This is a genomic window from Bradyrhizobium sp. LeoB3 (assembly GCF_055456055.1).
The window spans coordinates 18769-41903 of the sequence record NZ_JBVBEF010000049.1 but is presented as its reverse complement, the minus strand read 5'-3'; the positions used below and the strand labels follow the sequence as shown (position 1 = coordinate 41903).

The 23135-nt window shown below is 62.8% G+C and carries 25 protein-coding genes and 1 pseudogene; 8 read left to right on the top strand and 18 right to left on the bottom strand.

Annotated elements, in window-relative coordinates; all coding sequences use genetic code 11:
• Positions 1–2: 2 nt before the first annotated feature.
• Positions 3–548, bottom strand: a complete 546-nt coding sequence (locus tag ACZXDY_RS27030) for an O-acetyl-ADP-ribose deacetylase (protein ID WP_464347595.1) — start codon at positions 546–548, stop codon at positions 3–5.
• Between the two features lie 5 nt (positions 549–553).
• Positions 554–886 carry a Grx4 family monothiol glutaredoxin gene (gene grxD / locus ACZXDY_RS27025; RefSeq protein ID WP_028166390.1) on the bottom strand — a complete coding sequence of 111 codons (333 nt, stop codon included), beginning with the start codon at positions 884–886 and terminating at the stop codon, positions 554–556.
• Positions 887–1188: 302 nt separating this feature from the next.
• On the opposite strand from grxD, the gene egtB reads away from it, so the two are divergent.
• Together egtB and egtD are read left to right on the top strand one after the other, a co-directional pair.
• On the top strand, positions 1189–2442 hold the full coding sequence (gene egtB / locus ACZXDY_RS27020) for an ergothioneine biosynthesis protein EgtB (RefSeq protein WP_464347594.1): 1254 nt from the start codon (positions 1189–1191) through the stop codon (positions 2440–2442).
• A gap of 109 nt (positions 2443–2551) precedes the next feature.
• Positions 2552–3523, top strand: coding sequence for an L-histidine N(alpha)-methyltransferase (egtD, locus tag ACZXDY_RS27015; protein WP_028166388.1), 972 nt, complete (start codon positions 2552–2554; stop codon positions 3521–3523).
• Here egtD and ACZXDY_RS27010 read toward each other — a convergent pair.
• Positions 3499–4701, bottom strand: coding sequence for a low temperature requirement protein A (locus ACZXDY_RS27010; RefSeq protein WP_464347593.1), 1203 nt, complete (start codon positions 4699–4701; stop codon positions 3499–3501). The two genes, egtD and ACZXDY_RS27010, sit on opposite strands and share 25 nt — an antisense overlap.
• Positions 4702–4784: 83 nt before the next feature.
• The gene (locus ACZXDY_RS27005; protein WP_028166386.1) at positions 4785–5030 is read right to left on the bottom strand and encodes a BolA/IbaG family iron-sulfur metabolism protein; all 246 of its coding nucleotides are present in this window, start codon (positions 5028–5030) and stop codon (positions 4785–4787) included.
• A gap of 173 nt (positions 5031–5203) precedes the next feature.
• On the opposite strand from ACZXDY_RS27005, the gene ACZXDY_RS27000 reads away from it, so the two are divergent.
• Complete coding sequence (locus tag ACZXDY_RS27000; RefSeq protein ID WP_028166385.1) at positions 5204–5563, top strand: DUF427 domain-containing protein; 360 nt, start codon at positions 5204–5206, stop codon at positions 5561–5563.
• 121 nt (positions 5564–5684) lie between these two features.
• Here the strand turns inward: ACZXDY_RS27000 and ACZXDY_RS26995 are convergent, their stop codons facing one another.
• A complete protein-coding gene (locus ACZXDY_RS26995; protein ID WP_028166384.1) occupies positions 5685–5858 on the bottom strand; it encodes a DUF1328 domain-containing protein in 174 nt (57 codons plus the stop codon).
• Positions 5859–5967: 109 nt separating this feature from the next.
• On the bottom strand, positions 5968–6333 hold the full coding sequence (locus ACZXDY_RS26990; protein WP_464347592.1) for a hypothetical protein: 366 nt from the start codon (positions 6331–6333) through the stop codon (positions 5968–5970).
• 173 nt (positions 6334–6506) lie between these two features.
• On the opposite strand from ACZXDY_RS26990, the gene ACZXDY_RS26985 reads away from it, so the two are divergent.
• On the top strand, positions 6507–7691 hold the full coding sequence (locus tag ACZXDY_RS26985) for an acyltransferase family protein (RefSeq protein ID WP_464347591.1): 1185 nt from the start codon (positions 6507–6509) through the stop codon (positions 7689–7691).
• A 50-nt stretch (positions 7692–7741) separates the two neighbouring features.
• Here ACZXDY_RS26985 and purL read toward each other — a convergent pair whose 3' ends face one another.
• Complete coding sequence (gene purL, locus ACZXDY_RS26980; RefSeq protein ID WP_464347590.1) at positions 7742–9949, bottom strand: phosphoribosylformylglycinamidine synthase subunit PurL; 2208 nt, start codon at positions 9947–9949, stop codon at positions 7742–7744.
• A gap of 180 nt (positions 9950–10129) precedes the next feature.
• Here purL and ACZXDY_RS26975 point away from each other — a divergent pair, with 180 nt between their 5' ends.
• Entirely contained in the window at positions 10130–10609 is a 480-nt protein-coding gene (locus ACZXDY_RS26975) for a PaaI family thioesterase (RefSeq protein ID WP_464347589.1), read from the top strand.
• Positions 10610–10679: 70 nt separating this feature from the next.
• Positions 10680–11675 carry a DMT family transporter gene (locus ACZXDY_RS26970; protein WP_464347588.1) on the top strand — a complete coding sequence of 332 codons (996 nt, stop codon included), beginning with the start codon at positions 10680–10682 and terminating at the stop codon, positions 11673–11675.
• Positions 11676–11690: 15 nt separating this feature from the next.
• On the opposite strand, the gene ACZXDY_RS26965 is transcribed toward ACZXDY_RS26970, so the two are convergent.
• From ACZXDY_RS26965 to purC, 5 genes are all read right to left on the bottom strand, one after another.
• Positions 11691–13295 (bottom strand): ABC transporter substrate-binding protein, encoded by a 1605-nt coding sequence (locus ACZXDY_RS26965; protein WP_464347587.1) that lies wholly within the window; start codon positions 13293–13295, stop codon positions 11691–11693.
• A gap of 86 nt (positions 13296–13381) precedes the next feature.
• Positions 13382–14350, bottom strand: coding sequence for a tripartite tricarboxylate transporter substrate binding protein BugD (locus tag ACZXDY_RS26960; RefSeq protein ID WP_463327624.1), 969 nt, complete (start codon positions 14348–14350; stop codon positions 13382–13384).
• Positions 14347–15048: a phosphoribosylformylglycinamidine synthase subunit PurQ gene (purQ, locus tag ACZXDY_RS26955; RefSeq protein WP_456644461.1), complete on the bottom strand. Its 702-nt coding sequence runs from the start codon at positions 15046–15048 to the stop codon at positions 14347–14349. The genes ACZXDY_RS26960 and purQ overlap by 4 nt, the downstream gene beginning before the upstream one ends.
• Positions 15048–15287, bottom strand: a complete 240-nt coding sequence (purS, locus tag ACZXDY_RS26950; RefSeq protein ID WP_028166376.1) for a phosphoribosylformylglycinamidine synthase subunit PurS — start codon at positions 15285–15287, stop codon at positions 15048–15050. The genes purQ and purS overlap by 1 nt, the downstream gene beginning before the upstream one ends.
• 16 nt (positions 15288–15303) lie before the next feature.
• A complete protein-coding gene (purC, locus tag ACZXDY_RS26945; RefSeq protein WP_008974302.1) occupies positions 15304–16071 on the bottom strand; it encodes a phosphoribosylaminoimidazolesuccinocarboxamide synthase in 768 nt (255 codons plus the stop codon).
• Between the two features lie 334 nt (positions 16072–16405).
• On the opposite strand from purC, the gene ACZXDY_RS26940 reads away from it, so the two are divergent.
• On the top strand, positions 16406–16729 hold the full coding sequence (locus ACZXDY_RS26940) for a DUF1476 domain-containing protein (RefSeq protein WP_028166375.1): 324 nt from the start codon (positions 16406–16408) through the stop codon (positions 16727–16729).
• A gap of 17 nt (positions 16730–16746) precedes the next feature.
• On the opposite strand, the gene ACZXDY_RS26935 is transcribed toward ACZXDY_RS26940, so the two are convergent.
• The 6 genes and pseudogenes from ACZXDY_RS26935 to ACZXDY_RS26910 form a co-directional block, all read right to left on the bottom strand.
• The gene (locus tag ACZXDY_RS26935) at positions 16747–16905 is read right to left on the bottom strand and encodes a hypothetical protein (protein ID WP_245287454.1); all 159 of its coding nucleotides are present in this window, start codon (positions 16903–16905) and stop codon (positions 16747–16749) included.
• Between the two features lie 36 nt (positions 16906–16941).
• On the bottom strand, positions 16942–17130 hold the full coding sequence (locus ACZXDY_RS26930; protein ID WP_455998053.1) for a hypothetical protein: 189 nt from the start codon (positions 17128–17130) through the stop codon (positions 16942–16944).
• A gap of 131 nt (positions 17131–17261) precedes the next feature.
• Positions 17262–17750, bottom strand: coding sequence for a cyanase (gene cynS / locus ACZXDY_RS26925; protein WP_208828608.1), 489 nt, complete (start codon positions 17748–17750; stop codon positions 17262–17264).
• A 64-nt stretch (positions 17751–17814) separates the two neighbouring features.
• Positions 17815–18741 (bottom strand): ABC transporter ATP-binding protein, encoded by a 927-nt coding sequence (locus ACZXDY_RS26920; protein WP_464347586.1) that lies wholly within the window; start codon positions 18739–18741, stop codon positions 17815–17817.
• A 4-nt stretch (positions 18742–18745) separates the two neighbouring features.
• Positions 18746–19585: a nitrate ABC transporter permease gene (ntrB, locus tag ACZXDY_RS26915; RefSeq protein WP_464347585.1), complete on the bottom strand. Its 840-nt coding sequence runs from the start codon at positions 19583–19585 to the stop codon at positions 18746–18748.
• 28 nt (positions 19586–19613) lie between these two features.
• Positions 19614–20995, bottom strand: a pseudogene (locus ACZXDY_RS26910) (CmpA/NrtA family ABC transporter substrate-binding protein).
• A gap of 173 nt (positions 20996–21168) precedes the next feature.
• On the opposite strand from ACZXDY_RS26910, the gene ACZXDY_RS26905 reads away from it, so the two are divergent.
• Positions 21169–23127, top strand: a complete 1959-nt coding sequence (locus tag ACZXDY_RS26905; RefSeq protein WP_464347584.1) for a sigma 54-interacting transcriptional regulator — start codon at positions 21169–21171, stop codon at positions 23125–23127.
• Positions 23128–23135: the final 8 nt, after the last annotated feature.

Here is a 23135-nt window from a genome sequence, read left to right as displayed (position 1 = left end):
CGTCAACCAGCACAAGGGCCGTCAAGACCGGCCAAAGCCTGCTCATGCAGCCGGGCGCTGGCCTCGGAGAAGCAGCAGAAGATCACCCGGTTGACCGCCGGCGCATAGCTAAGTCCCTCCGCGACCGCCCCAACCGAAATCCCGGCGGCACGGTCGGCGGGGAAGCGATAGACACCAGTCGAAATGGCCGGAAACGCCAATGTGGCAAGCCCGTTCGCCTGACAGAGCTCGAGCGCGCGGCGATAGCAGGAGGCGAGCAATCCATCCTCGCCTTGGCCGCCGCCGTGCCAGACCGGGCCAACGGCGTGGATCACATGCCGGGCGGGAAGCCGATAACCATGTGTGATCTTGGCGTCGCCGGTCGCACAGCCGCGCAAGGAGCGGCACTCGGCGAGCAATTCGGATCCAGCGGCGCGATGGATCGCGCCATCGACACCGCCTCCACCCAGGAGGGACGAATTGGCCGCGTTGACGATGGCGTCAACGCGTAACGTGGTGATGTCGGCAACGATGACTTCGAGGCACGCGTTGCCGAATTGGCGCGCCATCAGGCTCAGGCGGCGGCGCCGACCGGAACGCCCTTGTCGGCGAAAAGCTGCTGCAGCTCGCCGGCCTGGAACATCTCGCGGATGATGTCGCAGCCGCCGACGAACTCGCCCTTCACGTAGAGCTGGGGAATGGTCGGCCAGTTCGAATAGACCTTGATGCCGTCGCGCAGCTCGGCGGACTCCAGCACGTTCAAGCCCTTATAGCCGACGCCGATGTGGTCGAGGATCTGCACCACCTGGCCGGAGAAACCGCACTGCGGAAATTGCGGCGTGCCCTTCATGAACAGCACGACGTCGTTCGACTTCACTTCGTTGTCGATGAATTGTTCGATGCTCATTTTCGTTTCCCTTTGGGGCTCCGCCCCTTGCGGCATTGCTGGTGGGCCGGCTCGACCCGCTTACCCCGCGACTAACTATATATGTAGCCCAAACCGTTGTGCATCCAAAGCAAAATGGCGGTGGGCTGGCATGCATGAGGCCCTTTTCGGGCGGCGGCCGGGCTTCGGGTCCATAGTCTGACGACACTAATATCATGGCCCCGGGAGGCTTTTTTCCCGAACGGGAGCCCCTATCTAGGACGGACTGTCCGTAGGGAACCAGTTTGGCAGAGCAACGTTCTCTCCAGCATTCGGAGACACCCGTGACGAAACCAGCATCCGCTGCCGCCACCCTTGCCACCCCTTCCCCATCACGCGCTTCTGATTCCGGTCTCCTGTCCCGGCGTCTGGTGGAGGCGTTTCTCGCGGTGCGGGATGAAACCGAACGCCGGGCCGCTCCCCTGTCTGCGGAGGACCAACTGATCCAGTCCATGCCGGACGCGAGCCCGGCAAAGTGGCACCGCGCCCATACCACCTGGTTCTTCGAGCAGTTTCTGCTCGGCGAGCACCAGCACGGCTACAAGCCTTTCCATCCCGATTACGCCTATCTCTTCAATTCCTATTATGTCAGCGCCGGCCCTCGCCATGCCCGCGCCCAGCGCGGTCATCTGACCCGGCCAAGTGCCGATGAAGTCACCGCTTATCGCCGCTATGTCGACGATGCCGTGGTGAAATTCTTCAAGGCTGCGGGTGAGGAGAAGCTGGCCAAGCTGGTCCCGTTGGTCGAGGTCGGACTCAATCACGAACAGCAGCATCAGGAACTGATGTGGACCGACATCCTGCATGCCTTCGCGCAGAACCCGATCCCACCGGCATACGATCCGGCCTGGCACTTCCCGGCCTCTAACCGCAGCGGCGAGGAATGGGTGACGCTGAACGAGGGCATCCACACCATCGGGCATGCGGACGACAGCTTTCATTTCGACAATGAAAAGCCGGCGCATCGCGCCCTGGTCGGCCCCGTCAAATTGGCGCGGAATCTCGTGACCAACGCGGAGTGGCTCGCCTTCATCGAGGACGGCGGCTATTCGACAGCGACGCTGTGGCTGATGGACGGTTTTGCGACCGTCGAAAAGGAAGGCTGGGACGCGCCCGGCCACTGGCGCAACGTCGACGGCCAATGGCAGATCATGACCTTGGGCGGACTGCAGCCGATCGATCCGGCAGCTCCGGTCTCCCACGTCAGTTATTACGAGGCCGACGCTTTCGCCCGCTGGGCCGGCAAGCACCTGCCGACCGAGATGGAATGGGAGGTCGCCGCGCGCGCCGGGCAGCTCAACGACGCCTTCGGCATCGTCTGGCAGTGGACCCGCTCCTCCTATTCACCCTATCCGGGCTATCGGGCGATCGAGGGCGCGCTCGGCGAGTACAACGGCAAGTTCATGGTCAATCAATTGGTGCTGCGCGGCTCCTCGCTTGCAACTCCGAGCGGCCACAGCCGCATCACCTACCGCAACTTCTTTTATCCGCACCACCGCTGGCAATTCACGGGATTACGGCTCGCCCATTACGCCTGATCGGTCCTCAAGCATGATCCGGAAAAGCGGATGCCGGTTTTCCGAAAAAATCATGCGCAAGAACAACCAAAAATCATAGCGCGCGGGAAGGCGCGTTCAGGAGAGTATCATGAATGTGCATACCCGCGCTTTAGCCAAGGCCTATGCCTTTGACGAACAGACCGCAGCCTTTGCGGAAGATGTCATCGGACATCTCGCGCAACATCCCAAGCACCTGTCGCCGAAATATTTCTATGACGCGACAGGCTCGGAGCTCTTCGAGCAGATCACGGTGCTGCCGGAATACTACCCGACCCGCACCGAGCTCGGCATCTTGCGCGATCGCGGGGCCGAGATCGCCGCGATCATCCCTGCGGGCGCCGCGCTGGTCGAGTTCGGCGCGGGTGCGACCACCAAGGTGCGCCTGTTGCTCGAGCACTGCGAATTCGGCGCCTACGTGCCCGTCGACATATCAGGCGATTTCCTGAATGCGCAGGCGGAAGGCCTCCGCAAGGACTTTCCCGGCCTGCGCGTTTATCCGGTCGCGGCCGACTTCACCGCCCCGTTCACGCTGCCGGCCGAGATCGCCGAGATGCCGAAAGTCGGCTTCTTCCCGGGATCGACGATCGGCAATTTCGAGCCGCACGAAGCCACCGATTTGCTGCGCACCGCGCGCGAAATCCTGGGTGCGGGCGCGCAGATGATCATCGGCGTCGACCTCGAGAAAGACGAGCGCGTGCTGTACAACGCCTATAATGATTCAGCCGGCGTCACGGCGCGCTTCAATCTGAATGTGCTGGTGCGGATCAACCGCGAGCTCGGCGGCAATTTCGATCTCTCCGCCTTCTCCCATCGCTCGATCTACAACCGCGACCGCCACCGGATCGAGATGCACCTGATCAGCCGCAAGGCGCAGAGCGTACGGGTCCTCGGCAACACCTTTTCGTTCCGACCCGGCGAGAGCATTCACACCGAGAACAGCTACAAATATTCGCTGGAACGGTTCACGGAGTTGGCCCGAAGCTCGGGCTGGACGGTGCGGCAGTCCTGGACCGATGCGGCAAAGATGTTCTCGGTTCACGCGCTGGTGGCTTCGGAATGAGCTTCCGAAGCCGAGCCCAGCGACACCGATTCCCACACCGCGACCAAGATCAGGATCGCGGTCGTGAGGAGCGAGAGCCATAGCGGCGACAGCTCGCTTGCAAACCAGCCCAGCACGAGCAGCGCGAGGATGCCGCCGATGTGGGACAGCTGCAGAAAGCCCCGGATCGAGAGCTTGAACAGGATCGTCCCGACCAGGAACAGAAGCGGGCCGCCGATCGTGCTCAAGATTGTCTTGAGATCGGAATGACCGCTGGGATGCTTCAGCACCAACTCGTCCGACACCGCCGTCAGGATGATGCCGGCGACGATCGGCATGTGCAGATAAGTGTAGGCAAGGCGCGCCAGTTTCCCTGATTCGGCCGATGTCGAGATCAGTTCTGAGCCGGCCTCGGCGCCCTTGTGGAAATAGATCCACCACATCGCGATGCTGCCAACCAGCGAGGACACGAAGGCCAGCACGATTCCGGTGGTCCAGCTCAGCTCGGCAAAGGTCGCGCCGTTGACGACAACAGCCTCGCCGAGCGCGATGATGATGAAAAGGGCGCAGCGCTCGGCCATATGGCCGCCTTCGACCGCCCAAGCCTCGAGCGACGACGGCCCCAACCCCGGGATCCAGAACCGCGCTGCCGGCGAGACATACTCGATCACGAGCGCCATGATCCACAGCCATAGCCTGGACTCACCCTCAGAAAGGCCGCCGAGGATCCAGAACACGGCAGATACGGAAAGCCAGCTCAGGATGCGGATGGCGTTGTGGCGCACCGCCGTCCAGTGATGCGGCGTCGAGACCAGCCAGAATGCGGTACGCCCGACCTGCATCACCACATAGGCGATGGCGAACCACAGGCCGCGGCCTTCAAAGGCCGTCGGAATCGTGGTCGACAGCACGAGGCCGCCGAGCATCATCAGGAACAAGAGGATGCGGACCGGCGTCAGTTCCGGATTGAGCCAGTTGGTTACCCAGGCCGTGAAGACCCAGACCCACCAGACCGCGAGGAACAGCAGCGTGACCTGGACCGCGCCGATCGGCGTGAAATGATGCAGCAGCGTGTGCGAGATCTGCGTGACCGCGAACACGAACACCAGATCGAAGAACAGTTCGACATAGGTGACGCGGCTATGCTGATGTGGCACGACGACGCGAAACATCGCGCCGCGTCGGTTCTCCGCAGCCATCGGTGCCCCCTACAGCATGCTCAAACAAAAAGATGAGGTCATGATCCGATTCCGTCCAATCGGATCATGACCTAACGAGATGATCAGGCCTCGGGCCCGCCAGGCACCCCGGTCTGCAGCGCCAATGCGTGCAGTATGCCGCCCATCTGTCCCTTGAGCGACTGGTAGACGATCTGGTGCTGCTGGACACGGGACTTGCCGCGGAAGGATTCCGAGATCACCGTTGCCGCGTAATGGTCGCCGTCTCCGGCCAGGTCGCGGATCGTCACCACGGCATCGGGAATGGCTGCCTTGATCATGGATTCGATATCGCGGGCGTCCATCGGCATCCCAGTACACCTCCATTTCGACGTTCAAATCGCGGCCGGCATGGCCGGCCACACGGAGCAAAACCTAGCGATTGCGCTCTTCTAGGTCATCCTATCAGCCACTATATACCGCTTCCAATCGTTTTAGCTGCATCATTCGGTCACAACGAACTGACCAAAAAAGGCGCAGAATCATGAAACTCCCAGGTCCCGACCATCCGATCACGATTGCCCCCAATCCCAAGCGCATCCGCGTCCGGGCGGGGGACGTCGTCATCGCCGACTCCACCCATGTGCTGACCCTGAAGGAAGCAAGCTATCCTGCCGTGCAATACATCCCGCGGGAAGACGCCAACATGGCCCTGCTCTCCCGGACCGAGCGGACCACACATTGCCCCTACAAGGGCGATGCGAACTATTTCAGCATCAATGCCAACGGCAAGACGCTGGAGAATTCGATCTGGACCTATGAGACGCCCTTCCCGGCGATGAAGGAAATCGCCGGTCACCTGGCGTTCTATCCGGACAAGGTCACGATCGAGGAAGTGGCGTAAGCGCGGAAGACAAGGTCTCGTCATGGCCGGGCCTGACCCGGCCATCCACGCTGCCGCTTCCCCGACAAGAGGACGTGGATGCCCGGGAGGAGCCCGGGCATGACGACGAAGCTGCTCAATACTACGCCCTGAATATCGTGAGCCCGAGTATAAGGAGCACCAGGAAGATCACGACAAAAATATAGAACAATACCCGCGCGATATCGGCGGAGGCTGCCGATATGCCGGTGAAGCCGAGCAAGCCGGCTATAATCGACACCACAAGAAAAATCAGCGCCCATTTCAGTAACGTCATCGCCCTCTTCTCCAGCTATTTCGCGGGGGTAACCTCGGGCGATAGCGCGAGTTCCAAAGCAGTGGGGCGGCGAATTGATCGCCGCCCCGCTTGACCCTGCAAGCTTCCTCTACCGTTCGATGGGCCCGGAAGAACCGGACGGAATGGCATCGTCTTCCGGGATGCCGTTCGGCGACAGACCGGTCCCGGTTGCACCTGGCGATGTGCTGCGCGTGCCTGGCTGGTGCAGGGATGGATTCGTGGTGGCCGTTCCGCCGGTGCCCATTCCGGTGGTGGAGCTCGACTGCCCGCCGGGCGCCGCCGAGATGCCGGCCGATCCCGGGTTGGTCGGTGTGGCCGCCGGTGGAGGCGTGCTGCCACCGGCCTGCTGCGCTGCCCCGGTGCCGCCGCCGCCTGGAGCTTGCGCGAAGGCGGCCGATGACACCGTCATCAATGACATCGCGATGACGGCCGATAGATGCAATTTGTGTCGCATGATAACTCTCCGCGTTGCATGCGGCCGCACCAACGTGCCGTGAATCGCCTCGTTCCGTTGTTTCGGCGACCGCGCAATCACATCGACGTTTCCGGATTGCAGCGATTGGGCCTTGCCCAATCCGGTTCCGGATTGCAACATCACAACCGATCACCTCTGAGAGGGGGGCGCATATGAGCTCGATCTCCCACACCATGGCGACCGCGGAAGCTCACGCTGCACCGAAAGCAAAAGCGCGCAACGCCGCGCTCGATCGTACGCGCACGTTCCTGACGCTGGTCGTGCTGCTGCATCACTCGGTGATTCCCTACACGTATTTCGGACACACCGATCCCAAGTACTCGATTGTTTTCGACATGATCGTGCTCGCCACCGACAGCTTCTTCATGGCGATGTTCTTCTTCCTGTCGGGACTGTTCGTGTGGCCGGGCCTGTCTCGGAAGGGGCCGGTGCAATACTTGCTCGACCGCCTGGTTCGGCTTGGCCTGCCCTTCGTGATCTGCGCGTTCACGCTCATTCCGCTGGCCTATTACTCCTTTGCGCTGCGTCAAACTCCGGATTTGAGCTTCTCCGAGTTCTGGTGGAAAACAATCACCGTCGGGCCGTGGCCGAGCGGCCCGATCTGGTTTCTCTGGATCTTGCTCGCCTTCGACCTCGTTGCGAGCGCGGCGTATCTGCTGTCACCCAAAATCATTGACCCGATCAATCGTCTGTCGCTCAAGGGGCATGAGCAGGCCACCCTGTTCTTCGTGGTCATGCTTGCGGTGACCGCCGTGCTCTACATTCCGGGGCGCGTTCACTTTGGCGCAGGGAGCTGGTTCGAGTTCGGGCCGTTCTCGGTCCAGCATGGCCGCGTGCTGCTCTATGCGACCTACTTCTTTTTTGGCGCGGGCATAGGCGCCATGTATCTGGATCGCGGCCTGCTGGCTGCAGACGGCCGACTTGCGAAGAGTAGCTGGGGCTGGGCGGTCGCGGCGCTGGTTCCGTATTGCCTGATGTGGGTACTGATCTACATCAAGCGCGAAATCCTGGGCAATCCGGTGCGGCTGCCGGACTGGTATGAGGCGACCTACGGTCTCTTCTTCGCTTCCTTCAGCGTCGCCATCATGTTCGTGATCCTGGCCTATTTCCTGCGATTCAAACAATCCGGCTGGAGCATCCTCGATCCGATGCAGCCAGATGCCTATGGCATGTTCCTGGTGCACTATCCGATCGTGCTCTGGCTGCAATATTGGATGTTTGATTTCAATTGGCCGGCAATCGTGAAGGCGGCCATCGCGTTCGTGCTGACGGTGCTGCTGAGCTGGGCGGCGACGGCGGGCTTGCGGAAGATTCCAGGCGCGAAGCACGTGCTCTGATGCGGTAGCCCGGGTGGAGCGCCGCGCAACCCCGGGCTACGAAAGCAAACTTACGCCGCCTTGCCGCTCATATAGGCCGGCAACCAGCGCTCGAACGCTTCGTTCAGCGTCGTGATCGCCACCGGCGTTTCGCCTACGATTGAGATCGCGTCGCCGCCGGTGGTGCCTATGCGCGCGCACGGCATGCCGCAACCCCGCATCTTGGCGAGCACACGGCCGGCGTCCGCTTCGGGCACCGTGACGATGTAGCGCGCCTGATCCTCGCCGAACCAGTAGGCGTGCGGCACCAGCGCCGTCGGCGCTGCGAGCAGGCGCGCGCCGATGCCGCTTGCGATCGCCATCTCGGCGAGCGCGATCAACAGCCCGCCGTCGGAGATGTCGTGCACAGCGGTCGCCGTACCAGCGTGAATCATGCCGCGCACGACATCGCCATTGCGCTTCTCGGCGGCAAGATCGACCGGCGGCGGCGCGCCTTCCTCACGACCGCAGATGTCGCGCAGATAGACGGACTGGCCGAGCCAGCCGTGGGTCTCGCCGATCAGAAGGATCGCCTCGCCTTCCGCCTTGAACGCGAGCGTCGCGGACTTGGTGAAATCGTCGAGTACGCCGACACCACCGATCGAGGGCGTCGGCAGAATGGCGCGGCCGTTGGTCTCGTTGTAGAGCGAGACGTTGCCGGAAACGACCGGGAAGTCCAGCGCGCGGCAAGCTTCGGAAATGCCCTGCAGGCAGCCGACGAACTGGCCCATGATCTCGGGCCGCTCAGGATTGCCGAAATTGAGGTTGTCGGTGATCGCGAGCGGCTTGCCGCCCACCGCGGTGATGTTGCGCCAGGCTTCCGCCACTGCCTGCTTGCCGCCCTGATAAGGATCGGCCTCGCAATAGCGCGGCGTCACGTCGACGGTCATCGCAAGCCCCTTCGGCCCATCCTGCACGCGGACAACAGCCGCATCGCCGCCGGGGCGCTGCACGGTGTTGCCCAGGATGACGTGATCGTATTGCTCCCACACCCAGCGCTTCGAGCACAGCTCGGGCGTGCCGATCAGCTTCTCCAGCGCCTGCGGAATGCCAAGCGGCGCCTCGACGTCGCGCGCATGGATCACCGGCTGCGCGGCGGAAGCCGTGTGCGGGCGGTCGTAGACCGGCGCCTCGTCGCCAAGCTCCTTGATCGGCAGATCGGCCATGACGTCGCCGCCATGCTTGACAACGAACCGCTTGGTCGGCGTGGTGTAGCCGACCACCGCGAAATCGAGGCCCCATTTGCGGAAGATCGCCTCGGCTTCCTGCTCCTTCTCGGGCTTGAGGACCATGAGCATGCGCTCCTGGCTTTCCGAGAGCATCATCTCGTAGGCGCTCATGCCGGTCTCGCGTGTCGGCACCGCGTCGAGATCGAGATCGACGCCGAGATCGCCCTTGGCGCCCATCTCGACCGCCGAGCAGGTGAGCCCCGCCGCGCCCATGTCCTGGATCGCGATCACGCAGCCCTTTTCCATGATCTCGAGGCAGGCCTCGAGCAACAGCTTCTCCGCGAAGGGATCGCCGACCTGCACGGTCGGCCGCTTCTCCTCGGAATTGTCGTCGAACTCGGCCGAGGCCATCGACGCGCCATGGATGCCGTCGCGGCCGGTCTTCGAGCCGAGATAGACGATCGGCATGTTCACGCCGGAGGCCGCCGCATAGAAGATCTTGTCGGCGTCAGCGAGACCGACCGCCATCGCATTGACCAGGATGTTGCCGTCATAGCGGGTGTGGAAGCGGACTTGCCCGCCGACCGTCGGCACGCCGAAGGAATTGCCGTAGCCGCCGACCCCGGCGACCACGCCCGAGACGAGATGGCGCGTCTTCGGATGCTCCGGCGCGCCAAAGCTCAGCGCATTGAGGCAGGCGATGGGGCGCGCGCCCATCGTGAACACATCGCGTAAAATGCCGCCGACGCCAGTGGTCGCGCCCTGATAGGGTTCGATATAGCTCGGGTGGTTGTGGCTCTCCATCTTGAAGACCACGGCCTGGCCGTCGCCGATGTCGATCACGCCGGCATTCTCGCCGGGCCCCTGGATTACCCATGGCGCTTTCGTGGGCAGTCCGCGCAGATGGATGCGCGAGGACTTGTACGAGCAATGCTCGTTCCACATCGCCGAGAAGATTCCGAGCTCGGTGAAGCTCGGCACCCGCCCGATCAATTTCAGGATGCGCTCATACTCGTCAGGCTTGAGCCCGTGGGCGGCGACGAGTTCGGGGGTGATCTGGGGCTCGTTCATGGGTCCCTTATTAGGTAGATCGGCGGTGCGGGCAAAGGCCTTTTATGGCGCTTTTCCGCCCTGTCCAGAGCTTTGCGGCGGCGGGCCGCGGGTTTTGCGGCTGGCCGCAGGCTTGCGAATTTGCAGAAACGGACAGGATCGGATTTAAGGACCGGAACTCAATTTTGAAAGCCTGCCAGCGTGAACGAGCTCTCCAAGACTGCATTCCTCCGCCGCCCCGACCTGCATGTCGCGACCGACGGCGAATTCAAGGGCTGGCGCACCTGGATCCGGGACAGTTTCGAGAGCCATATCGGCCCGTTCTGGCACCGGATGGATGAGAACGGCCGCGTGCAGTGCGCGTTCCGGGTGGAGAAAAAGCATCTCAACGGCATGCGCAACGTCCATGGCGGCTGCTTCATGGCCTTTGCGGATTACTGCCTGTTCGCGATCGCCTCGGCCGAATTGGAAGGCCCGGGCGTGACGGTGGCATTCTCCTGCGAATTCCTCGACGCGGCACGCGAGGGCGAATTGGTCGAATGCGTGGGCGAAGTGACCCGCGCGGGCGGTTCGCTGATCTTCCTGCGCGGCATGCTGAAAACGGATGAGCGCTCGCTGTTCACCTTCTCCGGGACGATCAAGCGGGTGAAGCTGAAGGCGCCGCTTGAGGCCAGCGCATAGCTCCCGCCTTTCCTTTTTGCGCTCTCAGGCTAAGACTGGCTCCAGCGCGCCAATGCGCCGGGAGCAAGAGGTGCCGAAGAGCACATTAAGGACGGGTAGCGTGACGGCTGCCGTGGAGACGTCTGCACGATCAGCGCTGAAGCGGCCGCACCATCGCTGGCAGGATTATGCGCTGCTGCTCGCGCTCGCCTGCTGCTGGAGTTCGACTTATCCCTTGACCAAGATCGGTCTCGGCTCGATCCCGCCGATCACCTTCATCTCCGCCCGCTCCCTGATCGCGGCGCTGTTCCTCCTGGTGATCCTGCGCATCCGCGGCCGTCGCATGCCGACCGACGCCAAGGCGTGGAAGCTGTTTGCCTTCCAGCAGACCATCAACTCGACAATCCCGTTCCTGGTGATCACCTGGGCGCAGCAATATGTGGCGGCGGCTCCCACCGTGGTGCTCGCCTCGACCACGCCGATTTTTGCCTTCCTGATCACCTGGGCCATCACGCGGCATGAGCCGGCGACACTGTTGAAGCTCGCTGGGGCGATCCTTGGCCTCGCCGGCACCGCCGTGATCATCGGTCTCGATGCGCTCGGTGGCCTCGGCAGCGAGATCTTTGCCGAGATGGCGATCCTGCTCGCCACCATCTCGTTTGCCTGCGCCACGATCTTCGGCCTGCGCCTGTCCGATTACGACCCGATGGTGGTTGCCGCCGGCTCGCTGTTGTTCGGCGGCCTCGTGCTGCTGCCAGCCGCCATCGTCGTCGAACATCCCTGGACGCTGCATCCGACGCCGCAGGCGCTCGCCGCCGTCACCACCATGGGCATCTTCTCCAGCGCGATCGGCCTGATGCTGTTCTACATGTGCCTCCCCCGCCTCGGCACGCTGACCACCAATGCGCAAGGCTATCTGCGCATCCCGATCGGCGTCGGCTTGTCAGTGGTGCTGCTCGGCGAAGCCGTACCCTCGAACCTCGCCCTCGGGCTTGTGCTCGTCATGGCGGGCGTCGCCGCAATGACCGTTCCCGCGGACCGCTACAAGCTTGCCCTGAACTGGCTGCGAGCGCGGCTGAGGAGTTGAGGGCCTCGAAAACCTTTACTGCAGGCTCACCAGGGTCAGATCGACGAACCACGATTGCGGCGAGACGAATCCCTTGACCTTCGGGCTCATCGCGCGCGGGTTGAGATCGTGCACGATGTAGAGCCAGGGCGGGTTGTCGACGAGGCGTTCATGCGCCTTGCGATAGGCGGCCGCGATCACCTTGGGGTCGGTGGCCTCCGAGATCGTCTTGAGCGCATCGTCAAACTCAAGGTCCTTCCACTGCTCGAAATTGAACCCGTTCGGCGAAAAATTCTCGGACGAGAAATAGCGCGCCATGATGCCGGCATCGGAGGATGGCGAGGAGATATTGAGCCCCATGGCGCCCTGCAAAGTGGGACTATCCGGCGTCGCCCGCGCGGCGGTCAACAGAACCTGCCATTCGATCACGTCGAAGGCCACGTTCACACCGCACGCCTCTTTCAGGTTTTGCTGCAGGAATTCGTTCATCGGCAAAGGCAGCATCTGGCCCGAGCCGGAATTCGAGATCAGCACCTTGAAGGACAATGGCTTCGCCGCCGTGTATCCGGCCTCGGCGAGCAGCGCCTTGCCCTTGGCGGGGTCGAACTTGTAGCGGTTCGCTGGCGAGCCGAAATCGGGGTCGCTGGCCTTGAGCCAGCCCACCGAAGGCTCCGCGGTCCCGTTCAGCAGTGCAACGAGTCCATCGCGGTCGATGCAATAGTTCAGGGCCTGGCGGACTTTCACGTCCTTGAAGGGGCTGTTGGTCGCGCCGATATTGTAGAACCACGGCCAGACATGGGGATAGGAGCCGGTGGTGATGGTGAAGCCCGCCGATTTCAGCGAAGCGACGCCGTCGGCCGGCGGCACCTCGATCCAGTCGACCTGACCGGAGCGAAGCGCGGCCAAGCGCGAGTTCGCTTCAGGGATCGGCATGAGCACGACGTTGTCGACCTTCGCCCTTTTGCTCGCGTCCCAATACCCATCCCAGCGCGCGAGATCCGCCTCCTGACGCGGCACGACCTTGGTGATGCGGAACGGTCCGGTACCGGCGGCCGGCAAGGTCGCGACCTTGGCCCAATCCCGCCCCGCCTTTTCGAAGGACGCCGGCGATGTGAACAGAAGATAGACCGCCATGTAGGGGAAATAGGACGCCGGCTTGGTCGTGGTGATGGCGACCGTGAAGTCATCGATCTTCTTGTAGCTGCCCATCACGGGAACGCGCGCTCGCGACATCGCCGAACTCGCGGCCTCGAATTGCGGGCTGGACGTGTTGAAATAGCGCTCGAGATTCCAGATCACGGCATCGGCGTTGAAATCCGTGCCATCATGGAATTTCACGCCATGGCGCAGATGGAAGATCCAGGTCTTGTTGTTCTCGGGATCCTGTTCCCATTTCTCCGCAAGCCCCGGACGCAAGCTGGCCAATTTGTCGGTCCTGGTCAAATCCCACAGCACCAATCCCTCGAAGATCGGGTAGCCGAGAAAGCGCATTCCTTCGAAGCCGTTGTTCGGCAGCCCGGTCGCCGTGGGGATATCGGATGCTGTCATGCCGATGCGCAGCGTGGTTTCGGCCATTACCGCATGCGACGAAAGCAGCGCGGCGGCGAGCGTGAACGTGCAGCAAGCCTTGCGAATGAGCATAAAACTCCTCCCGCCCAACGATCGGAAAGATCCGTGCCTGGATCGGGGAGTTACGGGCAAGTTTCAGGCCAGCAGTGCTGAGCCGATTATTTCTGGTCGTCGGCGAGCAACTTTTTGTATTTCTCGACATCGCGCGCGACGAGCTGTTGCAGCACGTCCGGCGCATGCTCGTTGGCGTCGGGCGCAACCGTCGACAGATCGGTGAAGCGTTTTTTCACCGCCTCGCTCTCCACGGCGGTCCGCGCCGCGGCGTTCAATTTGGCGATGATCTCGGGCGGCGTACCCTTTGGCGCGAATAACCCGTTCCAGCCCTGTGCCTCGAATTCGGGCAGCCCTGCTTCTGCCGAGGTCGGCAGATCAGGCAGCGTCGCAAGCCGCACGGTCGAGCCGACCACGAGTCCCTTCACCAGCTTCTCGTTGATCGCCTGCGACACCGAGGCCGCCGCATCGCAAACGCCGTCGATCTGGCCGCCGATCGCATCCGTCAGCGCTGGCGCAGCGCCGCGATAGCCGACCAGCGTCACGTCGATTCCGGCGGCGTTCACAAAACTCTTGCAGATCAGGTAATTCGAGGAGCCGACGCCGGCATGGCCAAGATTGATCTTGCCGGGATTCTTCTTCGCGTAAGCGATGAACTCCTGCAGATCCTTGGCGGGAAAATCCTTGCGCAAAGCAATGATGCCAAAGGTCTTTGCGACCACCGCGAACGGCACAAAGGAGTCCGGCGTAAACGGCAGTTTCGGATAGATCGTGTAGGTGGCGGCGCTGGTGCCGGCGTTGCCGATCGCAATCGTGTAGCCATCCGGCTCCGCACGCGCGGCCCGGGACAGCGCGGTCGAGCCGCCGGCGCCCGCGACATTCTCGATCACGATCGGCTGCCCTAGCGCCACGCTCATCTGCTCGGCAACCACGCGCGCAATCACGTCGGAGGTGCCGCCGGCCGCGAACGGCACGATCATGGTGATGGGGTGTTTCGGGAAATCCTGGGCGTGCGCCGTAGTCGCAAGCCAAAGCGACGCAATCGCCGCGAGCCACCTCGCGACGACCGACTTCACGCGGCCTTTTCCAGATGCTGGACCAGGCCCGCAAACAGGCCGCGGCCGTCGGTGCAGCCCATGATGTCCTCGACGTGATTTTCCGGATGGGGCATCATGCCGAGCACATTGCTGCCGTCGTTGACGATGCCGGCGATTGATTGCGCGGCGCCATTGATATTGTGGCGCTCGTCGACCACGCCGTCCGGCGAGCAGTAGCGATAGAGCACCCGTCCCTCGCCTTCCAATCGCTTGATCGTCTCTTCATCCGCCTCGTAGTTGCCCTCGCCATGGGCGACCGGGACGCGGATCACCTGGCCGGCATTGTAGCCGCGGGTGAACGGCGTGTCGGAGCGTTCGACGCGCAGATGCACGTCGTGGCAGATGAACTTCAATCCCGCATTGCGCATCAACACGCCCGGCAGCAGGCCGGATTCGCAGAGGATCTGAAAGCCGTTGCAGACGCCGAGCACGAGACCACCCTTGCCGGCGTAGTCGCGCACCGCGTTCATGATCGGCGCCCGCGCTGCAATCGCGCCGCAGCGCAAGTAATCGCCGTAGGAGAAGCCGCCGGGCACCACGACGAGGTCGGTGCCTTCAGGCAGCGAGGTCTCGGCATGCCAGACCATGGCCGGCTCCTTGCCCGAGATGAGCTTGAGCGCCCGCGCCATGTCGCGCTCGCGATTGATGCCGGGAAAGACGAGGACGGCTGATTTCATCAGAGCAGTTCGACCCGATAATTCTCGATCACGGTATTGGCGAGCAGCCTGTCGGCCGCCTCTTTCAGCGCGGCTTCCGCCTTGGCGCGATCTGAGCCGGAGAGTTCAATGTCGAACACCTTGCCCTGGCGGACGCTGGCGACACCATCGACGCCGAGCGATTTCAGGGCGCCCTCGATCGCCTTGCCTTGGGGATCGAGGATGCCGGATTTCAACGTAACGGTGACGCGTGCCTTCACTTAAACCTAGCCCCTCTCAGCTCTTCACCAGCACCGGACCGGAGCCCGCCGGCCGCTCGTTCTCCATGAGGATACCGAGCCGCTTTGCCACCTCGGTATAGGCTTCCAGCAGCCCGCCGAGATCCCTGCGGAAACGGTCCTTGTCGAGCTTCTCGTTCGACTTGATGTCCCACAGCCGACACGAATCGGGCGAGATCTCGTCGGCGACGATGATCCGCATCATTTCGTTCTCAAACAGCCGCCCGCATTCCATCTTGAAGTCGACCAGTCGGATGCCGATCCCCAAAAACAGCCCGGTCAGGAAGTCGTTGACGCGGATAGCGAGCGCCATGATGTCGTCGATCTCCTGCGGCGTCGCCCAGCCGAAGGCGGTGATATGCTCTTCCGACACCATGGGGTCGTTGAGCTGGTCGTTCTTGTAGTAAAATTCGATGATCGAGCGCGGCAACTGCGTACCTTCCTCGATACCGAGGCGCTGCGACAGCGAGCCGGCGGCGACGTTCCGCACCACCACTTCCAGCGGCACGATCTCGACCTCGCGAATCAATTGCTCGCGCATGTTGAGGCGACGGATGAAGTGCGTCGGCACCCCGATGTCATTGAGGTGCTGAAACAGGTACTCCGAAATCCGGTTGTTGAGGACGCCCTTGCCCTCGATCACCTGGTGTTTCTTGGCATTGAACGCGGTCGCGTCGTCCTTGAAGTGCTGGATGAGGGTTCCGGGCTCGGGACCTTCGTAAAGGACCTTGGCCTTGCCTTCATAAATGCGGCGTCGACGGCTCATTGGGATGTACCGTGTTTTGTTGAAATCCATGAATCTGGTGTGCTCCGGTTGACTAGGGATCGCGACCCACGACGGAGCTGCCGCGGAAGCCTGGAACCCCAAACAGAACAAGAACCAAGCCGTATGGCAACCTATCCGATTGGCCCATCCAGCACAATCGACCCGGACCCTTTATGGCCGACTTATCCGCCTTGGATTAGGGCGCCAAAATCTGCCATTCTGCCTGCGGCTTAACGGCTCGTTGTCTTGCCGATTCGTCCCTTCTATCTAGGCATCCGCTGGGGCTGCCGCAACGCAAGCTCCATCCGTCCGTCAGCAGCAATTGGAACCACCGATGACCACATTCGATAAGCGCGAGGAAGGTTTTGAGAAGAAATTCGCCCTCGACGAGGAGCAGAAATTCAAGGCCGAGGCGCGCCGCAACAAGTTGTTAGGCATGTGGGCGGCGGAAAAGCTTGGCCTCGCGGGCGATGCCGCCAACACCTACGCCAAGGAAGTGGTTGCCGCCGATTTCGAGGAAGCCGGCGACCAGGACGTGCTGCAGAAGGTCTTCAAGGACCTCACCGCGAAGGGCGAGGCCATCACGGAAGCTCAAATCCGCGCCAAGATGGACGAACTGCTGGTCCAGGCCGTGGCGCAGGTGAAGGCGGGGGCATAGGCCCCCGCTGCTCGGGGCTATTTCAACGTGATTTGAAAGCTCATCGAGCCGTTGATGGTCAAGCCCTCCTGCTGCTGACCAAATTGCCGGTTGATGTTGATGTTGCTGGTCACCGATTCCATCCGGCAGTCCTTGGCCAGCACTTCCCGCAGCAGATCACATTCGCGCGCCGCCATCTCATAGACGATGCGGCGCGCGCGTTCACGGAGCTTCTACGCCTCATCCCCCTCTCCGGTCGGACCGGCGATAAAGAAATTGATCGAGCTCTGAACCCGCACCGCCCCCTCCTGGCGCGGAGAGCTGCCGGATTGCTCGACGACGATCCGCTGCCCCGGCGTCTGAGCGAAAGCAGGAGCGATCAGGAACAGCAGGCCTATAGCTGCCGGGAGAAGAAGGCGCATCGGCGACATTATGGCGGACCCTTGCGGTTGAAGTGACGCGCCGGTCTATAGCGACCTTGGATTGCAACAAGACGAACCCATGCCGCGAAAAATCGATGCACCACTTCATCCCGCGTTAACCGCCGTATTGTCTATCCCTCTTTGAACCCGTACTCCGGTACGTTGCCGCTGGCGCCGTAATATTTGTACGGCAGGAATTTTCCGGACATCGTGAACTTGACGCGGTCGCCCTTGGGATTCGGCAGGCGCTCCATCACCATGTCGAAGTCGATCGCCGACATGATGCCGTCGCCGAATTCCTCCTCGATCAGCGCCTTCCAGGCCGGGCCATTGACCATCACGAGCTCGTAGAAGCGATAGATCAGGGGATCGGTCGGCGGCATCGGCACGCCCTCCCCGCGCATCGGCGTCTCGTTCAGCATCGCGATTTCCGACTTGGACAGGCCGAACAACTCGCCGGCGTTCGCGGCCTGCGGCTTGGTCAACTTCATTTGGCCGAGGATCGCGCCTGTTATCAGCACCTCGGAATAGCCGCCGATCTTTTCGCAGATATATTTCCAGCTCCAGCCCTTCTCGCGCTTGATGTCGAGCAGCTTTTCGGTGAGGTCGGAACGTTTCATGTCAGGGTCTCCTTCTGCTCGTCATGCCCCGGCTTGTCCCGGGCATCCAAATTGTTGATCGGATTCAGGACGACGTGGATGGCCGGGACAGGCCCGGCCATGACGTCTCGGTTGGCGGCTCGGCGTCCGATGCGATCGCCAATTCAGGCAAACCCGGCCGCACCGTCGGCACGTTGCGCGGGTCGTGGTCGGTGGCATCAGCCGCAAAGCTCTTGCTGCGGCTGACCAGGAAATCGATGATGTGGTTGCGGAGCGCGTAGTAATAGGGATGGCGGTGCAGATCTATGCGGCCGCGATCCTTGGGCAACGGATTTTCGACGATCTCGGCCAGCACGGCGCCCGGGCCGTTGGTCATCAGGAAGATCTTGTCGGCGAGATAGATAGCCTCGTCGACGTCGTGGGTGATCATGAACGCGGTCTGCCCGGTCTCGAGACAAATGCGCCGCACCTCGTCCTGCAGCGTGCCGCGCGTCAGCGCGTCCAGCGCCGAGAACGGCTCGTCCATCAGCATGATCTTCGGCGTGATCGACAGCGCCCGCGCGATGCCGACGCGCTGCTTCATGCCGCCCGACAGTTCGGAAGGACGCTTGTGCTCCGAACCGGTGAGACCGACGAGATCGATGAACTTCTGCGCATGCGCCTTGACCTTCGCGCGGTCCCATTTGCGCCATTTCGAGCTGACGGCGTAGGCGACATTGCCGAGCACGGTGCGCCAGGGAAGCAGCGCGTGGCTCTGGAAGATCACGGCGCGGTCGAGGCTTGTGCCCTCGATCGCCTGCCCGTCGACGATCACGGCGCCCTCGCTCGGCTCGTCGAGGCCTGCCAGGATGTTGAGCACCGTGGTCTTGCCGCAGCCGGAATGGCCAATCACGCACCCGAATTCGCCGCGCGCCATCGAGAGCCACAAGTCCTCGAACACGGTGGTGGTGCCGCCTCCCGCGCCCGGATAACGCCGCGCGATGCCTTCGATCGAGATGAATTTGTCGGTCATCGCCCTACTCCGGAAACGTGACCATGCGCGTGAAGCGCGCGAGGATCTGGTCGAGCAGCATGCCGACGATCCCGATCATGAGGATAGCGATGATGACATTGGTGATCGAGAGGTTGTTCCACTCGTTCCAGACGAAATAACCGATGCCGGTGCCGCCGACGAGCATTTCGGCAGCGACGATCACGAGCCAGGCGATGCCGATCGAGATCCGCATGCCCGTCAGGATCGTCGGCGCCGCGGCCGGCAGGATCACGGTGAAGGCGCGCCTGACGGTGCCGACTTCGAGCGTGCGCGCGACGTTGATCCATTCCTTGCGCACGCCGGCGACGCCGAACGCGGTGTTGAGCAGCATCGGCCACACCGAGCAGATGAAGATCACGAAGATCGCTGAAATCGACGAATCCTTGATGATGTAGAGCGCGAGCGGCATCCAGGCGAGCGGCGAGATCGGCTTCAAGACCTGGATGAACGGGTCGAGCGCCCGGCTGATCAACGGCGACATGCCGATCAGGAAGCCGAGCGGGATCGCGACCAGGACCGCAATCAGATAGCCGAGCCCGACGCGGCCGATCGAATAAGCGAGCTGGATGCCAAGCCCCTTGTCGTTCGGCCCGTTGTCGTAGAACGGGCGCCTCAAGTGCTCCCACAATTTGGCGCCGACATCGAGCGGACCCGGCATCGCCGATTTGCCTTGCGTGGCGGTGAGCCCCATCAGCTTCGCGTATTCCGGGCTCATGTTGGTGGCCGGACCGGTGCTGCGGGTCGCAAGATGCCAGACGCCGATGAAGGCGGCGAACAGCACGATCGAGACGATCGCCGCGCGCAGGCGAAGGGAGTTCATCATCTCCCTCTCCCCGTATGCGGGAGCGCCCTCACGACGCCTTCCTGATCTTGAAGCTTGCGAGATAGTCGTCGGGCTTGGCGGGATCGAATGTCTTGCCCATCACCGCGAACGACTTGTACGTGATGGTCGGCGGCGTCAGCCCGATCTCGGCCATCAGCTTGCCGGTGTCGGTGGCGAGATAGACCTGCTCGGCGACCGTCTTGTAATCGACGTCGCCCTTGATCTGGCCCCAGCGCTTCATCTGCGTCATGATCCAGACCGCGAAGGACTGCCAGGGGAACGGATCGAAATCGACGCGGCCCGGCTGCGTGACGACGTTGCCGAGACCGTCGGCGAAGGTGCCCGTCAGGATCTGCTCGAGCACGATCTGCGGCTGGTTCAGGTAATTCGCCGGCGCGATCGCTTCCGCAATCTGCTTGCGGTTCTCGGCCTTGTGCGCGAACGCGGTGGCCTCGATGATCGATTTCAGGAGCGCGCCATAGGTGTTCGGCATCGAGGTGACGAACTCCTTCGATGCCGCGAAGGCGCAGCAGGGATGACCCTCCCAGATGTCCTTGGTCAGGATGTGGATGAAGCCGGCGCCGTCATAGACCGCGCGCTGATTCATCGGATCGGGCCCGAGGAAGCCGTCGATATTGTCGGCGCGGAGATTGGCGACCATCTCCGGCGGCGGCACCGCGCGGATCTGCACATCGACGTCGGGGTCGAGGCCGTGCTCGGCGAGATAGTAACGCAGCAGGTAATTGTGCATCGAATAGTCGAAGGGTACGGCGAACTTGAAGCCCTTCCAATCCTTGGGATCGCGCTTGTCCTTGTGCTTGATCGCAAGCGTGATCGCCTGCCCATTGATGTTCTCGACCGCCGGCATCGTGTAGGGCAGCGGGTTGGAGCCGACGCCATGGTGATCGCGAGCGGCATCGGCGACAGCATGTGCGCGGCGTCGTATTCCTTGTTGATGGTCTTGTCGCGGATGACAGCCCAACCGGCGGTCTTGATGACTTCGACGTTCAATCCGTGCTTGGCGTAGAAGCCCATCGGCGCGGCCATGATGATCGGCGTCGCGCAGGTGATCGGGATGAAGCCGACCTTGAGGTCCTTCTTCTCGGGCGCAGCGCCTTGCGCGAACACCTCGGTCGCCGTCTTGATCGGGAAGAACTGCGACAACGCCGCGAGCGCCGTGGAGGCGCCGACCGATTTCAGGAATGCCCGCCGGGTCGCGTCCTGCGGAAACACCGCGCGCATTACGGCTGAGGCGACCACGCCCTCGTAACGCTTGTCCTCGCTTGCCGCGGGCTCGCAGCGCAGCGCCAGCTCAGCATTCCGGTGCTCGGCTTCGCTGACATGGCGGCCGCAACTGCAGCCGGTGCTGAGATTCCGGTCGGGATCGAATAGATTGTCGAATATGGACATCGGACCTCCTGCGCGCGGCGTTTGCCGTGGATTTACGCAAGGTCCATGCCAGCCTCTTTTTTGAGCCGATAGCATTGATGTCGCAGGCTTTTATCGGCGCATTGGCGACTACAAGAATTCGTGATACACGATAAATCGTAATCAAATTACGATTTTTCGGGGCGACCTGCACAATGGACCTGGCTCTCAGCGCGACCGCGAGCGCGCACGATGCGGACCTGCGTGCCGCTGCCTTCGAGTGCTCGATCGAGCCGACGCTGCTGCTCGATCCCGACGCCGACGTGATCCTCGACGCCAACCCCGCCGCCTGTTCCCTGCTCGGCTATGACCGCGCGCTGCTGCGCCAGACCAAGGTGAGCACGCTGCATGCAGGCCAATTGCCGGCTTTGATCGTCTTCACCCAGGCGGTGCTCGACAAGGGCGCGTACTGGACCGATGCGCTGACACCGCGACATGCGACCGGACAGAATCTTCGGATCGAATATGCCGGCTGCGTGGTGCCGCATGACGGGCGTACGCTGATGCTGCTGACGATGAGCGACCTCGACGCGCGCCGCCGGCGCTATGTCGATGCCGCCGCCGAGGATCACATGCGCAGCGGCATTGCCACCTGGCAGCGGGTCGAGCGCGTGTTCCAGGACATCGAGCGCGAGAACCAGTTGATCCTGCGCGCCGCCGGCGAAGGCATTTATGGCGTCAACGCGGAAGGAAAGACCACCTTCGTCAACCCCGCCGCCGAACGGATGCTGGGCTGGACCGCCGAGGAGCTGGTCGGCAAGGAGATCCACCCTGTCGTCCACCACACCCATCATGACGGGCGGCACTATCCCGATCATGATTGCCCGATCTATGCGGCGTTCCGCGACGGCGCCGTGCACCAGGTCGACGGCGAAGTGTTCTGGCGCAAGGACGGCTCGCCGGTCTGGGTCGAATATACCTCGACGCCGATCCGCGACCGCGGCGTCGTGGTCGGCGCCGTCGTGGTGTTTCGCGACGTCAGCCAGCGGCGCGAGGCGGACGAGAAGCTGCACGCCGCGCTTGCCGAGGTCGATCGCCTGCGGGAGCGGCTGGAGCTGGAAAACGCCTACCTGCAAGAAGAAATCCGCATCGAGACCAATCCGCGCGGCATCATCGGCCAGAGCGAGGCGATCCAGAAGACGCTGCGCCAGGTCAAGCTGGTGGCGCCGACGTCGGCGGCGGTGATGATCACAGGCGAGTCCGGCACCGGCAAGGAATTGATCGCGCGCGCCATCCACGAAGCGAGCAGCCGCTCCGACCGGCCGCTGATCCGCGTCAACTGCGCCGCGATCCCGCGCGAATTGTTCGAGAGCGAATTCTTCGGCCATGTCCGCGGCGCCTTCACGGGCGCGACGCGCGACCGCATCGGCCGGTTCGAGCTGGCCGACGGCGGCACGCTGTTTCTCGACGAGGTCGGCGAAATCCCGCTGGAGCTGCAGGGCAAGCTGCTGCGCGTACTGCAGGAAGGCAATTTCGAGCGGGTCGGCGAAGAGCGCACCCGCACCGTGGATGTGCGGCTGATCGCCGCCACCAACCGCGACCTCAAGCAGGAGGTGCAGCGCGGCCGGTTTCGCGAGGATCTCTATTTCCGTCTCAACGTGTTTCCGATCGAATCGGTGCCCTTGCGCGAGCGGCGCGAAGACATCCCGCTCTTGGCGCAGCATTTCCTGAGCAGCGAAAGCAAGGCGCCGAGATCCGATCTGCGCCTGTCGGAGGGCGACGCCAGGCGCCTTGCCCGCTACGACTGGCCGGGCAATGTCCGCGAATTGCAGAACGTGATCGAACGCGCGGCGATCCTCGCCCAGAACGGCCGGCTGCGCATCGACCTGCCCGATGCGCCCGGCAACCAGGCCTCGCCGGGCTCGACCCGCGCCAAGGCCGACGCGCGTCCCGCGGTAATGACGGCAACGGAGCTGCGCGATCACGAGCGCGCCAACATCGTCGCGGCGCTCGAAGTCTGCGCCGGCAAGGTGTTCGGCCCCGGCGGTGCCGCCGAAATGCTCGACATGAAGCCGACCACGCTGGCCTCGCGGATCAAGGCGCTCGGAATTGCTGGGCGGCGGCGACCGGTTTACCCCCCGTCAAGCACGGCAAGAGATCGGGGCGCACCCTAAAAGCCTGT